The sequence below is a fragment of the Stenotrophomonas sp. NY11291 genome, assembly GCF_023277365.1.
Classification (GTDB): domain Bacteria; phylum Pseudomonadota; class Gammaproteobacteria; order Xanthomonadales; family Xanthomonadaceae; genus Stenotrophomonas; species Stenotrophomonas geniculata.
This window is the reverse complement of sequence record NZ_CP096975.1, coordinates 57,628-72,453: the sequence shown is the minus strand read 5'-3', so window position 1 is coordinate 72,453 and position 14,826 is coordinate 57,628. Positions and strand designations below refer to the sequence as shown.

10 protein-coding genes are annotated in these 14,826 nt (G+C 66.9%); 5 read left to right on the top strand and 5 right to left on the bottom strand.

Annotated elements, in window-relative coordinates; all coding sequences use genetic code 11:
• Positions 1–23: 23 nt before the first annotated feature.
• Together M1L61_RS00320 and M1L61_RS00315 are read right to left on the bottom strand one after the other, a co-directional pair.
• Positions 24–3,827, bottom strand: coding sequence for a LamG domain-containing protein (locus M1L61_RS00320; protein ID WP_248854169.1), 3,804 nt, complete (start codon positions 3,825–3,827; stop codon positions 24–26).
• Positions 3,828–3,965: 138 nt separating this feature from the next.
• Positions 3,966–6,716, bottom strand: a complete 2,751-nt coding sequence (locus M1L61_RS00315) for a TonB-dependent receptor (protein ID WP_029550752.1) — start codon at positions 6,714–6,716, stop codon at positions 3,966–3,968.
• 285 nt (positions 6,717–7,001) lie between these two features.
• Between M1L61_RS00315 and M1L61_RS00310 the strand changes: the two genes are divergently transcribed.
• From M1L61_RS00310 to M1L61_RS00295, 4 genes are all read left to right on the top strand, one after another.
• Positions 7,002–8,021, top strand: coding sequence for a sugar kinase (locus M1L61_RS00310; protein ID WP_026346897.1), 1,020 nt, complete (start codon positions 7,002–7,004; stop codon positions 8,019–8,021).
• Positions 8,008–8,646, top strand: a complete 639-nt coding sequence (eda, locus tag M1L61_RS00305) for a bifunctional 4-hydroxy-2-oxoglutarate aldolase/2-dehydro-3-deoxy-phosphogluconate aldolase (RefSeq protein ID WP_019658823.1) — start codon at positions 8,008–8,010, stop codon at positions 8,644–8,646. The genes M1L61_RS00310 and eda overlap by 14 nt, the downstream gene beginning before the upstream one ends.
• Before the next feature lie 96 nt (positions 8,647–8,742).
• Complete coding sequence (gene adhP, locus M1L61_RS00300) at positions 8,743–9,771, top strand: alcohol dehydrogenase AdhP (protein ID WP_248854168.1); 1,029 nt, start codon at positions 8,743–8,745, stop codon at positions 9,769–9,771.
• Between the two features lie 127 nt (positions 9,772–9,898).
• Positions 9,899–10,291, top strand: coding sequence for a hypothetical protein (locus M1L61_RS00295; protein WP_043397740.1), 393 nt, complete (start codon positions 9,899–9,901; stop codon positions 10,289–10,291).
• Positions 10,292–10,366: 75 nt separating this feature from the next.
• Here M1L61_RS00295 and ligD read toward each other — a convergent pair whose 3' ends face one another.
• The 3 genes from ligD to M1L61_RS00280 all read right to left on the bottom strand — a co-directional run bounded on the left by ligD (position 10,367) and on the right by M1L61_RS00280 (position 14,299).
• The gene (gene ligD, locus M1L61_RS00290) at positions 10,367–12,853 is read right to left on the bottom strand and encodes a DNA ligase D (RefSeq protein WP_248854167.1); all 2,487 of its coding nucleotides are present in this window, start codon (positions 12,851–12,853) and stop codon (positions 10,367–10,369) included.
• A 2-nt stretch (positions 12,854–12,855) separates the two neighbouring features.
• Positions 12,856–13,761, bottom strand: coding sequence for a Ku protein (locus M1L61_RS00285; protein ID WP_010487384.1), 906 nt, complete (start codon positions 13,759–13,761; stop codon positions 12,856–12,858).
• Between the two features lie 139 nt (positions 13,762–13,900).
• Entirely contained in the window at positions 13,901–14,299 is a 399-nt protein-coding gene (locus M1L61_RS00280; protein WP_043397732.1) for a hypothetical protein, read from the bottom strand.
• 145 nt (positions 14,300–14,444) lie between these two features.
• On the opposite strand from M1L61_RS00280, the gene M1L61_RS00275 reads away from it, so the two are divergent.
• Positions 14,445–14,789, top strand: coding sequence for a hypothetical protein (locus M1L61_RS00275; protein WP_029380149.1), 345 nt, complete (start codon positions 14,445–14,447; stop codon positions 14,787–14,789).
• The last annotated feature ends 37 nt before the right edge of the window (positions 14,790–14,826 follow it).

The window sequence follows — 14,826 nt, the reverse complement described above, 5'->3', positions numbered from 1 at the left end:
TCACGCCCGGCGTAATGCAGGCATCATCGCGGCACGCCGACCACGTTGTTGAGCCGGGTCACTTCTTCGCCACCGTCGGCCAGCGCCACGCGCACGCGCAGGCCGCTGCGGTCACCGGCCGGCAACGGCAGCCAGACCTGCACGGTCTTCGGCTGCAGGTCACGGGGTGCCCCCAGCGCCGGCACGTCCGTGCGGGCGATCTCGCGACCGCGCGCGTCTTCCAGCATTGCTACGGCCACGCCGGTGCCGACATGGCCCAGGCTGTGCACGGTCACCTGCAGCTGGCTGCCGTCGATGCGTACGTCGCCGCGACCCACGCCCAGGTCCGGCCGTGTTTCCACCGGTGTTCCCTCGGACACGCGTTCGAACTCGAACACCTCGGTACGCCCGGGACGGAACTGCAGCGCCACCGAAGCGCTGGTTTCCAGCTGTACGCGGCGTTCGGCGGGCGTGCCGTCGATGTGGCCATCGCCATCGGCATCCACGCCGCTGCGTATCCGCCAGGTCCCGCTGGCCACGTTCCAGCCGGTCATGTCGGCGCCGATGGTGCGCGTGCCCAGGTTGTAGCTGGTAACGGTGAAACGTTCACGCGACGGCGCATGCACCAGCAGGGCGACCTGTTCGGCCGCTCCATCGCGGTCGAAGCGCCAGCTGACGGTGTGGCCGGGCCAACTCTGGTTGCGCTTCAGCGCGATCCCACCCAGGCGTGCGCGCTGGAGGAATTCACTGGGCGCTTCCACGCGGTCGGACCACCAGTGGCCCTCGGTGTTCATGTACGCGCGCTGCACTTTCGCCTGCAGGCCGTCGGCATGCAGGGCGGCGATGTATGACCTGTCGCCGCTGGCCTGCCAGGCCATCAGGCTGGCGAAGCCGGTTTTTCCCGCGTCAGCCTCGGCGCGCAGCAGCGGATACCAGTCCTGTTGCCGGCCCAGTACGTCCACGACGTTCTCGCCCAGGTTGGCCAGTGCGCCCGGACCGCCACGGGCCACGCGGTAGTCCAGTGCCTGCAGGTACTTCGCATCGCCGCTCCAGCGCCACGCCGCCCAGAAGGTGTGCATCGTGTCGCCACTGCCGGAGCCGTTGTTCAACTCGCCGCCGCGGGTGGCACCGCTGGCCCAGTTGATCTCGTTGGGCAGGGTGAAGCGTCCCTTGTCGTCCTTGCCTGCGTGGGCCAGATAGCCATCGGCCAGGCCGATCACCAGCCCGCGGCCGGTGGGGTCGGCGTTGTACTGGCCCAGCAGGAACGCCGGGTGCAGCACCGGGAACGAATACGGCTTCTGCCACTGCCAGTTCGGTTCGCGGTAGACCTTGTTGCCACCGAACCAGTTGCTGGAGAACAGCAGGTGGCCCTGCGGGTTGCGCAGGATGATGCGCTCGTCGAAGGCCTTCACCGTTTCCATCAGGCGTTCCAGCGTCAGCGGATCGCCCCAGTTGAGGTAGAGCATGGCGCTGTTGGTGTTGATGCCTTCCTCATAGGAATGCAGCTCGTCGGTCTCGATGGTACTCAAGCCGTTGCTGAACATGCCGTTGCGGTACACCGCGTCGGACAGCGCGGTCAGCGAGGCGTTCAATCGATCCGGCTGCACGCCCATCAGGGCCAGCCCCGGCCACTGCTGGGTCAGGTCGGAATCGTCCGAAATGCCACCACCGAAGTCACCGTAGGCCCCCTGCCGTTCGTCGATCCACCAGTCGACGAACTGCCGCACCTGCGCCAGGTCCTGCACCTGGTTGAATGCCCACGCCGGCACGCCCCTGGGCACGGCAGGCGCCGTGTAGGGCGGGCGGCCCTGGCTGTTGTAGCTGATGTAGTTCCAGTACAGGCGGCCGAGTTCATGGTCCGGGTCCACCCGCAGCAGGTCGCTCAGGTCCGCGTACACGCGCGCGTACAGGCGCTGGCGCTTGGACGTGGTGTGCTCTTCCACCAGGAAGCCCCAGTTGTCGCGGACTTGGTTGAAGCGGTCGGCCACGTGCTCCTTCAGCGCGTCGGCACGCGGCTTGAACACCAGCCGGACCTGCGCACCGTCGAGGGCATCGGCATCGAAGCCTGGTGCGGCCGAGGCGATGCTCAGCCACAGGCTGTCCGGGGTGAGGATGCGATCGCGCAGGTCCAGCCACAGCGTGCGCGCCTGCCGTGGCGGCACCGACACCGATACATCGATCATGTCGCGCGCCGGCCAGATCGGATCCTTGATGCGGATGTTCAGCGGGATCAGTCCATCGTGGGTGGGCGGCAGGTCCAGCGCGGGAAGGTCGATGGCCACGCCGTCCAGGCCGTCGTGCATGTTCTCCCAGCTGTAGGCCCAGCTGCGGATCAGCGGCTGGTTGGCCGGCGCGTCACCCACCCCGGAAGGAATCAGCACGTGCACGATCGGCTGCGGATGTGCGGGCAGGGTGCCGGCATCCCGGCGGCGGGAACCGGCGCCCTTCGGCAGCGCCATCACCGTGCTGCGTTCGGCGGCCGGGAAACGTCCGTCGATGTAGCGGCGCAATGCGTCCAGGTTGGTGTAGTCGGGCAGCGCCCGGCTGTCGATGATGTAGGTCTGCTTCACCGTGCCTTCCGGCTCGGTGCCCTTGCTCACGTGGTAGGCCCAGATTTCCTGGATCGGTGTTTCCTGCTCGACGTTGCTGAAACGCAGCACGCCGCCGCGCTGCGCGGCAATGTCGTCGACGCTGCGCACCACGCCGCGCGGGCGCGTGACCAGCACGTCGGTGGCATGTTCGGCGTCGGGCCCGTGGGAAAGGGTGCCGAAGGCCGCACCACGGATCTCCACCCGGTTCACCGTTTCGGTGGCCGGCAGGGTCAGGTCCAGGTGCTGGCCGCCTTCCACATAGGTGTTCCAGTCCGGAAGCTGGAAGTAGTCATTGCGGCCGGGCAGGCGCGAGCGGTTGTACACGCCCGGCCAGGTGGTTTCGGCGATGCCATCGGTGGCCTTCCACATCCACGCCTTCAGGTCGCGGGTGTCGGCGAATTCGATCTTGCGGATGCGGGTGCCGGCCGACGCCAGCGCAGGCGGTGCCGCGCCTTCCCACCCGAAGCGATGGCGCCACGCGCGCTCGTCGCTGGCCGGCGCCACCGCGCTGGCCGGCGCCTTGCCGCCTGCCAGTGCCTGCACGGCGGGGGCGTCGAGCATGCGGTCGTACACCCGGATGTGCTGGAAGTCGCTGCCACGCAGGAAGTTGTAGCGGCTCTGCACCTGGTAGGGCGCCATCACCCGCCCGGCCAGGCCGAGCTGGTCCAGCGCCGCATCGTAATCGCCTGTGGCTTGTGCACGCGCCACTTCGCGGCCATCGATGAACAGGCGCACGCCGTGGTCCTCATCCCAGGCGAAGGCCAGGTGCAACCACTGGTCGGGACGCGGCAGTGCATCCATGCGGAACGACACGCGTGTGCGTGCCAAGTTGGCATCGGTGACGAAGGCATCGAAGCCGTGCCCGTTCCAGTCGATGCGCAGCCAGGCCATGTCCCAGCTGCTGTGGTCGGCGTAGCCGACGCGGAAGATCACGAACGGCGCTTCACCCACCGCATAGCGTGAACGCCAGTCGAAGGCCAGCGTGCCGCGCTGGGCCAGGATGTTGCCCGGCGCGTCCCAGGCAAGCACGCCGTCGTCTTCCCATTGGATGGCCTTGCCATGCTCGCCGTCGTCGACCACCGCGACCTTGTCGCGAAAGTTCGCTACGGCCTCACCGTGAGCGGTCACGGCCTGCAGGCCGTGATTGGCATCCACATCGAAGAGCAGGGTGGGGACATCGGCGGCGGCCGTCGCGGGGCCTGCAGCCAGGGCCACTGCCAGCAGCAGGCAGCGGGACACGGTCGTGCGGTGCGGCATGGAGACATTTCCTTTCAACGGGCGACGGCCGGCGGCGGGCCGCCGGACCGTAGCAAGGCCACGCCGCAGCGGCACCTTGCGGCGCAGCAGCGGTCATGGCGAACCGCGGCGCGTATCGGTACGCGCCGCCGGCGTTGCTCAGAACTTGTAGCGCACGCCCAGCAGGAACTGGCGGCCGGTTTCGGTGTACTGGAGTGGCAGGCGGCCGGTGGCGGGCGAGTACACCCATTCATCCGAGGCTTCGTTGGTCAGGTTGATGCCTTCCAGGCTCAGTTCCAGCTGGTCGCTGATCTTGTAGCGGATGGACGCATCAATGACCGTGGTGCCGGTCATGCCGTGGTAGCCGTCCAGGTTGAAGCCGGTTTCCTGACCGGGCACCTGGGTGAGGTAGTCATCGCGGTTGGTGGCGGAGACGCGGCCAGCGAAGGTCTCGCCTTCGTAGAACAGCGTTGCGTTCCATGACGATTTGGACAGGCCCAGCAGATCGTTCTTCATCACCGGCTGGCCAGCCGAGTTGATGTACTGGATCTTCGATTCGACCCAGGTGTAGTTCAGCTGCACGCCCAGGTTCGACCACTTGCCCGGCAGGAAAGTGAAGGGCTGGGTGTAGTTCGCCTCGGCGCCGTACAGCTCACCGCCGGGGGTATTGACTGGCCGGGTGAAGGTGAAGTCGTCGGTGGGCGAGGCGCCGGTACCGGTCAGCAGTTCGGCAGGCAGGCCGCTGTCGGTGTACGGGCGGTTCTCGCGCAGGGTCTGGACCGAGGTCTCGATGTCCTTGTAGAACAGGCCCAGGCCCGCCATCGCGCCTTCGGCGAAGTACCACTCGAAGCCCAGGTCGACATTGGTGGCGCGCGTCGGGTCCAGGTTGGGATTGCCGCTGGAGATGGTGCGCGCACCACCGGCCACGGCCACGGTTGCACCTGGCGTCAGGCTGCCCAGGCCCGGGCGGGTCATGACCTTGGCCGCACCCAGGCGGATCAGGAAATCGGGCGTGACCTCGGCCACCAGGTTGAACGAGGGCAGGGTGTCATCGTAGGTGCGGGTGGCGGTGGTGGAGGTGGTACCACTGGCCAGCGTCGACAGCCCGGTGGAGGTCTGCCTGGTGCGCACGTAGCGCACGCCGAAGTTGCCCGACAGCGGCAGCGAGCCGATTTCGGTGCTGAACTCGCCCATCAGGTAGGCACCACGGTCCTTCTCTTCCACGCTGCGCACGTTGTTGGCGCGCGGCGCGACGGCATAGATGCCGCTGTTGCTGTAGATGTCGAACTGGTCGGCGATTGCATCCAGGTTCGGCACCACCCAGTTGGACGGATTGCCATTGATGCCCTTCAGGCCGGCCTGGTTGATCATGTCCACGGGCACGATCCTGCTGCCGCTGGCGAAGGTCGGCACGGCCAGTTCGCTGGCACGGCGCAGTTCGGTGGTCTTGAACGTGTAGTCCTTGGCAAGCACGCCGCCCTTCAGGCGGAAGCCGGGGCTGATGTTCCAGTTGAAGTCGATCTGGCCGGTATCGAAGTCGTTGTCCACGTACTGCGGGCGCAGGCGGATTTCCGCCAGTTCCCAACCGTTGGGGTCGGTCGGGTCGATGCCGTAGTTGAGGATCGGGAAGCGGCTGTTGCCACGGTAGTCGTAGCTGTAGCCCTTGACGTCGTACTTGTCCATGATGACGGTGGTCTGCACTGGATTCTCGTGCCTGGAGCGCGAGATGCCCAGCTTGCCGGACACGGTGAAGTCGTCGCCGAAACGGTGCTGGCCGTTCAGGCTGATCTGCTTGAACTCGGTGCTCCACTCGTCGTGGCGGTTCTCGGTACGGATGTCGACGTTGTCGAATTCACCGTACAGCAGCGCGCCGTTGCGGATCTCGCCGTTCCTGACGATGGTGCTCGGCTTGCCGACCAGGCGCGGGGTGCTGCTGCTGCCACGGCTGAAGGAAATCGCTTCGATGTACTGCTCGTCGCGGGTGGCATCGATCTTCGAGTACAGCATGTCCAGCGATACTTCACTGGCATCGCTGGGCTTCCACTGCAGCGAGCCGGTCACGCCCAGGCGCTTCTGCTCGTGTTCCATCTGCACGTAGCGCGGGAAGCGCGGGTGGAATACATCAGCGGCGCGTGCGGCGGCGAACGGCGATGACGCAGCGAAGTTGCCATTGCTCGGGCCGTTGGCCCAGCGGCCGGTGTTGGAGCCTTCCTCCAGTGCCTGGCGCTCGGAGTAGGCCACCGACAGGAGGGCGCCGAAGGTACCATCGGCGAAGGTGTTGGAGACCAGCGCGGCCAGCCGCGGGTCGGCCTTTTCGGCCATCTGGTTGTAGCCGGCCTGGCCGCTTGCGGCGAAGGTGAAGCCGTCGTAGTCGAACGGGCGCGCGGTGCGCAGGTCGACAGTGGCACCCAGCGAGCCTTCCTCGACGTCGGCCGAGGCGGTCTTGCGCACCACCAGCTGCGAGAACAGGTCCGAGGCAAACACGTTGAAGTCGAAACCGCGGCCGCGGTTGGTACCACCGCTCTGGTCACCGGCGCCGACGGTGGTCAGCGCTTCCATCCCATTGATGCGCACGCGGGTGAAATCCGGGCCCAGGCCGCGCACCGAGATGTTGCGGCCTTCGCCGGCTTCGCGTGTGATCACCACGCCCGGAATGCGCTGCAGCGATTCAGCCAGATTGAGGTCGGGAAACTTGCCGATGTCTTCGGCGACGATGGCATCGACCACGCCGGCCTCGCCGCGCTTGATGTCCAGCGCCTTTTCGACACTGGCGCGATAGCCTGTGACGTTCACCGTGTCCAGGTCGGTAGCGGTCTGCTGCTGGGCGGCCGCGCTGGTGGACAGGGCGAGTCCCACCCCCAGGGCCAGCAAGGTAACCGGTGTCTTTTTTCCATGGATCCGAGATTGCATGCCTTTCCCCTCTCCCAAAGGTCTGGTATCGCAGCTGCGCGGCGAAATGACACCGCTAGTCAAAACCGACGTTAGCAGCACCACCGGGATCGGGCATCTTGCACCGCAACAGATTTGCAATGTCTCCAAGACGCTTGCAGGACAAAGGTTTCGACATATAGCCCAAGCGCTCTCAAGGCGTCTTCGGTCTAGAATGACACCGCTAGCCAATCGCCACGCCCCTCGCGTGGTCCACTTACACGCCATGCAGTGTCCCATGCTGGTGGCACGCGTGAAGGAGCTGAGATGGGTCGTATCGTGTGTTTTGGAGAGTTGTTGCTGCGCCTGGGTGCCCCCGGCAACGAACTGCTGCTGCAGTCGCCGCAACTCCAGGTCCATGTGGGAGGGGCCGAAGCCAACGTGGGTGTCTCGCTGTCCCGGCTTGGACATCAGGTGGCCATGGTCAGCACCGTGGCCGGCAATGCGCTGGGGGCGCATGTACTGGGTGAACTGCGGCGGCACGGCGTGGATACGCGCGGTGTGCGCGAGGACGCCGAGGGCCGCATGGGCCTGTACTTCCTCACCACCGGCGCGGTACAGCGCGCGAGCGAAGTGGTCTACGACCGCGCGGATTCGGCGTTCGCGCGCAGCACTGCAGCCGACTACGACTGGCCAGCGCTGCTGCAGGACGCGCAGTGGCTGCACGTCTCCGGGGTCAGCCCGGCGTTGGGCCCGCACGTGGCGGCGGCCACGCTGGCGGCGGCGCGCGCGGCAAGACAGGCCGGTGTCCGCGTCTCCTTCGACGGCAATTTCCGGCCCCGCCTCTGGCAGCGCTGGGGAGGCGATGCGCAGGCGGTATTGCGCGAACTGTTCGCGCAGGCCGACATCGTGTTCGCCGACTACCGCGACATGGAGGTCGTACTGGGCACCCGCTTCACCCAGCCGGACCTGATGGAGCGGATCGACGCGGCCGCTGCCGCCGCGTTCGGTGCCTTTCCGCAACTGCAGTGGATGGCCTGCACGCAGCGGCAGGTGCTGAGCGTGGACCACCATGTGCTGGGCGCTGTGTTGCTGGGTTGCGACGGAACCCGCGCACAGGCCCCACTGCGTCATCTGCAGGGCATCGTCGACCGCATCGGTGGCGGTGATGCCTTCGCGGCCGGCATCCTGCATGGCATCCTGTCCGGCCTTGATGCCGACGCCACCGTGCGGTTCGGCCTGGCCGCCGGGGCGCTGAAGCACTCCATCCCCGGCGATTTCAATCCTGTCAGCGAAGCTGACGTGCTGGCCCTGATGGGCGAGGAGCGATTCGATGTCCGCCGCTGATCCGCGCGTACGCGCGGTCCTGAAACTGGCACCGGTGATTCCGGTGTACACCCCCGAAGACGTGAATGACGCGGTCGAAGTGGCCCAGGCCCTGTTCCGCGGCGGCCTGCCGGTGATCGAAGTGACCCTGCGCACGCCGCAGGCGCTGGACGCGATCACGGCCATGGTCGAGGCCGTACCGGACGCGGTGATCGGTGCCGGCACCGTGCTTACCCCGGCGCAGATGCAGGCGGCGAAGCAGGCCGGAGCGCGTTTCGCGGTGTCCCCCGGCGCCACGCCGGCACTGTACGCGGCCGCGCGCGATGCCGACCTGCCGTACCTGCCCGGTGCGGCCACGGCCTCGGACCTGATCCTGGGCCTGGAGCACGGCCAAGACACGTTCAAGTTCTTTCCCGCCGTGCAGGCCGGCGGTGCCGCGCTGCTGGCGGCCTGGCACGGTCCATTCGCCGACGTGCGCTTCTGCCCGACCGGTGGCATCAGCGCGCAGACCGCGCCGCAGTTCCTGCACCTGCCCAACGTGCTGTGCGTGGGTGGCTCGTGGTTGACCACGCCGGCACTGCTGCAGACCCGCGACTGGGAGGCCATCGAGCGCCTCGCCCGCGAGGCCTCGGTGCTGGCCAGCTGAACCCGGCGCACGGATCTTCAAAGGTTTGATCGTGATCAAAGCGCCGGCCTCGTGCCGGCGTCATTCTGTGGGCAAGCGCACTACGGAGATCCGAACATGAATTCCACCATGAAGGCCGCTGTCGTGCGTGAGTTCGGCAAGCCACTGGTCATCGAGGAAGTCTCGGTACCACGCCCGGGGGCGGGCGAGGTACTGGTCAGGATCGAGGCCTGTGGTGTCTGCCACACCGACCTGCACGCCGCCGAGGGCGACTGGCCGGTCAAACCGAACCCGCCGTTCATCCCCGGTCACGAGGGCGTGGGGCACGTCGTGGCCGTGGGTGGCGGGGTCGGGCACGTCAGGGAAGGCGACAGGGTCGGCATCCCCTGGTTGTACTCGGCGTGTGGCCATTGCGAACACTGCCTGGGGGGCTGGGAAACGCTGTGCGAAACGCAGCGCAACACCGGTTACTCGGTCAGCGGCGGCTTCGCCGAGTACGCACTGGCCGATGCCAACTATGTCGGCCTGCTTCCAAAGGACGTGGGCTTCGTGGAGATCGCGCCGGTGCTGTGCGCCGGCGTGACCGTCTACAAGGGCCTGAAGGTCACCGACACCAGGCCCGGTGACTGGGTGGCGATCTCCGGCATCGGTGGCCTGGGCCACATGGCCGTGCAGTACGCCCGCGCAATGGGCCTGAACGTGGCGGCGGTGGACGTGGACGACAACAAGCTGGCGTTGGCCCGGCAGCTCGGCGCGCAGATCACCGTCAACGCGCGCACCACCGACCCCGCTGCCTTCCTGAAGAAGGAAATCGGCGGCGCGCACGGCGCCCTGGTCACGGCGGTGTCGCCGAAGGCGTTCGAGCAGGCGCTGGGCATGGTCCGCCGTGGCGGTACCGTTTCGCTCAACGGTCTGCCGCCGGGCAACTTCCCGCTGGACATCTTCGGCATGGTGCTCAACGGCATCACCGTGCGGGGCTCGATCGTCGGTACCCGGCTGGACCTGCAGGAGTCGTTGCAGTTCGCCGCCGAGGGCAAGGTCGGCGCCACAGTCAGCACCGACCGCCTGGAAAACATCAACGACGTGTTCGCGCGCATGCACGCGGGCACCATCGAAGGCCGCGTGGTGCTCGACTTCGCCGCCTGACCGCTTGTGCATGGCCGCCGTCGCTCCGTCCCCCTCTCCCACGGACGCGGCGGCCATGCCGATCCATCGGTAGTACCGGCCGCAGGCCAGCAACCCCAGGCACTTCGCGCAGCCTTACAATGCGCGCATGCCCGCACTGCTCAAGACCCTGTTCCTGTCCTTCGTCGCCCTGATCGGCGGCGTGCTGTCGCTTGCGCTGGTCAGCAGCGTCGCCAGCTGGCTGCCCCCGCTGGTGGGCATGTCGCCGGATAACAACAGCGTGCAGCTGGGGTGGGATCTGGCCTTCAGCGTGCTCGGTGGCATCGCCGGCATTTCCTTCGCCACCTACTACGCGCCCTGCTGGCCGCGTTCGCATGGTTTTTCCATCTGGTCACTGATCGCGCTGGGCTGCGGCTACGCGGTGTGGGCCGCAGGCGCTGATTTTCCGCTCTGGTTCGTCATTTCGCTGCTGGCATCGCTGCCGTTGCAGCTGCTGGCCGGCTGGTGGTTCGGCCGCCGCGCGTCGCGCGACGCAAGGTAACGCCGCCCCTGTAGAGCCGAGCCCATGCTCGGCTGCCTGTGTCGATGTGCATGCAAGCCGAGCATGGGCTCGGCTCTACAGGTCCATGCGCGGCAGCGTCTGCTTCAACCGCGCGATGCCCTGCCATGGGTCACCCTTCAGCCGCTTCGCGCGCGCCAGTGCCTTGGCCATCGGAAACGCGTCGGCCGCACTGACGCGTGCAAGCTCTTCCCATCGCAGCGGCACTGCCACGCCGGCGCCGTCGCGTGCACGCAGCGACCACGAGCACACGCTGGTAGCACCCCGTGTGTTGCGCAGCCAGTCGATGAAGATCACCCCGCCGCGCTTGGCCTTGCTCATCGTCGCCACGTAGCGATCAGGCTGCTCCAGCGCCATTGCCTGCGCGAACGCCTCGCAGAACGCCTTCGCCTCGTCCCAGCCTGCCTTGGGCTGCAGCGGCACCACCACGTGCACGCCCTTGCCACCGGACAGGCGTACGAAGCTCTTCAGGCCCACCTGCTGCAGGCGGTCGCGCACATCGCGTGCACCGGCTTTCACCTGTGCCCAGCTGACGCCTTCGCCGGGGTCGAGATCGAACACCAGACGATCCGGATGTTCGGGATCGGCCACGGTCGCGCCCCAGGGATGCAGCTCCAGGGTGTTCATCTGCACCAGCTGCAGCAGGCCGCGCGTGTCGTCGATGTAGACGTAATCCTCGCGGCCGCTTTTCTGCTGCAGGGGCACCGCATGTACCGCATCGCCCAGGCCGGGACCATGGTGCTTCTGGAAGAAACAAGCCTTGCCTACGCCGTCCGGGCAGCGCAGCAGTGACAGTGGTCGTCCGGCGATTTCGGGCAGGATCCAGCGCGCCATGCGCTGATAGTAGTCGGCCACGTCGCCCTTGCGCAGTTTCTGCTTTGGAAACACCACCCGCTCCGGATGAGTGATCTGGACCTCACCTCCGGCTTCGGCATCTGCGGTGCTCATTCCCAGGTCCTCCTTCTGCTTGTCGCTGCGCAGCCGCTTGAAACTGGCCTGGCGCAGCAGGCCTTCCTTGCCCCAGCCACGGAACGCCACCTCCGCCACCGCCACTGGTGTCACCCAGCGTACGCTGGCAGCGCGGAACGGCACATGCGCCGGCAACTGCAGCACGGGCGTCTTCACTGCCAATGGCCGCAGTGCCTTGAGCAGCGCACGCAGGCTTTCATCGTCGAAGCCGGTGCCAACGCGGCCGACATAGCGCAGGCCAGCCTTGTCCGGCGTGGCCAGAAGCAGCGAACCGAATCCCACCCGGGAACCCTTGGGTGCCGTGTAGCCGACAATCACGAACTCGTCGGTGTCTTCGTGCTTCACCTTCACCCAGCTGCGCGCGCGGGTATTCACGTACGGCGCATCCACCTGCTTGCTGACGATGCCTTCAAAGCCGGCCTCGCCGCTGGCATCGAATACCTGCGGCCCATGGTCGATCACGTGTTCGCTGAAGGCCAGGGTGCCGGGCGCGGGCCCGATGAGGTCCTTCAGCAGCGCCTTGCGCTCCACCAGCGGTGCACGACTGATGTCCACGCCGGCCACACCCGGAAGATCGAACACGATGTAGCGCAGTGGTTGTTTCGAACTGCCGTCGATCACGCGCTGCAACGCTGCGAAGTCACTGCGTCCTTCCTTGTCCAGCACCACCAGCTCACCGTCCAGTCGCGCATCACGCACCGGCAGCGCCCGCACGGCCTGCACGACCTCGGGAAAATCGGCCGTCCAGTCCAGGCCGTTGCGCGAGCGGAGTTTCACCTCGCCATCGTGCAGGTCGGCCAGCAGCCGATAGCCATCCCACTTGATCTCATGCAGCCAGCGCTCGCCGTCCGGGGCACTGTCGCGATGATCGGTCAACTGCGGTTTGAACCCGCGGGGATAGGGCGTATCACGTGCGCCGTGCAGCTGCAGTGCGCATGCATGCCAGCGCGCATCGGCCTTGCGTGTGGTCGTCCGTGCGGCGGGGACCGAGCGCACCGCCTTCCCTGCGGAACGCTTCTTCGCCGCAGGTGCTCGTTTCGGCATCGGTGCCGTCAGCAGGTCATCCGCCTCGGCGTCGCGCCCTTCACCATCGTCGCGCTTGATCAGCAGCCATTGCACCTGGCGTCCTTTCATCGCGGTGCGCACCAGCTTCCAGCCACCGGCCAGGCGTTGCCCATGCAGCACGAAGTCGATCTTTCCTGCCGCCAGTGCCTGCAGAGGATCACCTTCGCAGGCCCAGGTACCCTGATCAAACACCTCGACGTGGCCCGCGCCGTAGTGGCCTTCGGGAATGTCTCCTTCGAAGGTGGCGTAGGACAGCGGGTGATCTTCCACTTCCACGGCCAACCGCTTCTCACCGACGCGAAGCGAAGGACCTTTCGGCACCGCCCAGCTCTTCAGCACGCCGTCCATCTCAAGGCGGAAGTCGTAGTGGCGCGAGCTGGCATGGTGCAGCTGGATGACGAAGGTCGGCCGCCGCCTCGGATCACCGCGGACGCGCGTGTCGTCAGGCTCCGGTGTCTGCCCGGCGCCACCGCCAAGTCGGCGTTTGCGCCGGTACTGGTGCAGCGACATGGTCAACCTGCCTTGCGCCGGGTGGTTTTCTTCACGGCCTTTTTGGCGGTCTTCTTCGCAGCCTTCTTCGCCGGTGCCTTGCGCGTCGCCGTCTTCTTCGCCGGCGTGCGCGTGTTCGCATCCAGGCTCTTCTGCAGCAGCGCCATGAAATCGACCACGTTGGTACTGGCGTCCTCGCGCGGTGCCGGCTCATCGTCCACCCGCGTGGTGCCGCCCTTGGACTTGATGCGCTTGTTCAGCACCTGCTGCAGGCGCTCGCGGAATTCATCGTGGTACTGCGACGGATCCCAGTCGCCGGCCATCGACTCGATCAACTGTTCGGCCATCGCCGTTTCCTTGCTGGTGATGCGGTAGTCGGACAGCTTGCCGGTGGGCAGCTTGTAATCCTCGGGATCCACCAGTTCCTGCGGATAGCGCAGGATCATCAGCACCAGCGCGTCCTCATGCGGCATCACCGCGCACAGGTATTCGCGCGTGCGTACCACCACCCGCGCGATGCCCACCTTGCCGGTGCTGCGCAGCGTTTCGCGCAGGAGCACGTAGCCCTTTTCGGCCTTCTTGCCAGGTACCAGCAGATAGGGTTTCTCGTAGTAACGCGGGTCGATCTGCGCCGCATCCACGAACGATTCCACTTCCACCGCTTCGTGGCTCTCCGGTGCGGCCGAGCGGATGTCGCCTTCCTCCAGCACGACATAGCTGCCCTTGTCGTACTCGTAGGCTTTGACGATGTCCTTCCAGGGCACTTCCTCGCCGGTGTCGGCGTTGACCCGTTCGAAACGGATCGGCTTGCGATCGCGGGAGTCGAGCATGCGGAACTGCAGATCGACCTTGCGTTCGCCGGACATCAGCGACACGGGCACATTGAGCAGGCCAAACGACAGCGTGCCGGTCCAGATCGGGCGGGCCATGGGCGTACCTTTGGCGGGGCAGGGTGCCCAGCGTGGGCCGGAGGGCGTAAACCAACCGTGTCCGTGCCGTGCACGTCAGGTGGCGCGACCACTTGGCTGTAGAGCCGAGCCCGCGCTCGGCTGCTTCAAGTGCCTGCCACTACTGCAGCAACGGCCTCACCGCCGCCGCCGGAATATGGTCCAGTGCGCGCCAGGCGTCCTCCACCACCGGCCGTACCTGCGACCAGCTCAACCGCGACTGCCCGCGCATCTGCTCCCAGTGCTCGGCCAGTTCCTCGCAGGTATCGGCGGCATCACCACGTGGCCAATCCGCGGCATGGGTGGTCAGCGCGAAGGCATACACCGGGCACAGATCACGCCAGTTGCGGTGGCTCTGGCCACGCCTCTCCTCGTAATCGCTGAGCATGTACTGCAGGTAATCCTGTGCCACCGCCTGCGGATCTTCCTGGCGGCGCGTGCGGCGCTGCGCGGTGCGCTGGCCAAGCGGATCGAGCAGGGCGTTGAACACGGACGGTGCGGGTCGTTCAAGACGGGGCATGGCCGGCTCCTGCAGCGGGGGCGGGTGGGCAGGAATACGCGCGGTGCCGTTACCGGGGGGTGAGCGAGATGTTCATGACGCCAGGTTCGCAGTGGCTTTACCTGCAGGGCGGTGTAGTGGGAGCCCCGAGTGCAGGTACCAGACCATGAGCCGAGAGACCTCACGAGACCCGATGCGGGAAAACCACCCGCCTCTTCCCGGTGAACAGCGCGGCAAGCGCGATGCCGACAACGCCGACTACCGCGGCACCGGTGCGCCGTTCTTCGATGCCGAGCACGGTGACGACCATCTGCCGGTGAGACATGTGGCTGAACAGGCGGCCCAGGACCGCAAGGATGGCGGTGACCGCCATCGCGGTGGCCAGGAGAGCCCGCTCAAGCGCCGCGAGCGCAAGCAGCGCGCCAGCGACAACCAGGACGAGGCGCTGGAGGAAACCTTCCCCGCCAGCGACCCGACCTCGCCGTTCGTACCGGCCAAGGCCCCCGATTGACGGTAGCGCCGGGCCCTGCCCGGCGCGCGCAGCGGTC

Excerpts from the sequence above, each read along its gene's own strand:
- M1L61_RS00320 (WP_248854169.1), bottom strand. The coding sequence starts at position 3,827 with ATGCCGCACCGCACGACCGTGTCCCGCTGCCTGCTGCTGGCAGTGGCC.
- M1L61_RS00275 (WP_029380149.1), top strand. The coding sequence starts at position 14,445 with ATGAGCCGAGAGACCTCACGAGACCCGATGCGGGAAAACCACCCGCCT.
- ligD (WP_248854167.1), bottom strand. The coding sequence starts at position 12,853 with ATGTCGCTGCACCAGTACCGGCGCAAACGCCGACTTGGCGGTGGCGCC.
- M1L61_RS00285 (WP_010487384.1), bottom strand. The coding sequence starts at position 13,761 with ATGGCCCGCCCGATCTGGACCGGCACGCTGTCGTTTGGCCTGCTCAAT.
- M1L61_RS00295 (WP_043397740.1), top strand. The coding sequence starts at position 9,899 with ATGCCCGCACTGCTCAAGACCCTGTTCCTGTCCTTCGTCGCCCTGATC.
- M1L61_RS00280 (WP_043397732.1), bottom strand. The coding sequence starts at position 14,299 with ATGCCCCGTCTTGAACGACCCGCACCGTCCGTGTTCAACGCCCTGCTC.
- adhP (WP_248854168.1), top strand. The coding sequence starts at position 8,743 with ATGAATTCCACCATGAAGGCCGCTGTCGTGCGTGAGTTCGGCAAGCCA.
- M1L61_RS00315 (WP_029550752.1), bottom strand. The coding sequence starts at position 6,716 with ATGCAATCTCGGATCCATGGAAAAAAGACACCGGTTACCTTGCTGGCC.
- M1L61_RS00310 (WP_026346897.1), top strand. The coding sequence starts at position 7,002 with ATGGGTCGTATCGTGTGTTTTGGAGAGTTGTTGCTGCGCCTGGGTGCC.
- eda (WP_019658823.1), top strand. The coding sequence starts at position 8,008 with ATGTCCGCCGCTGATCCGCGCGTACGCGCGGTCCTGAAACTGGCACCG.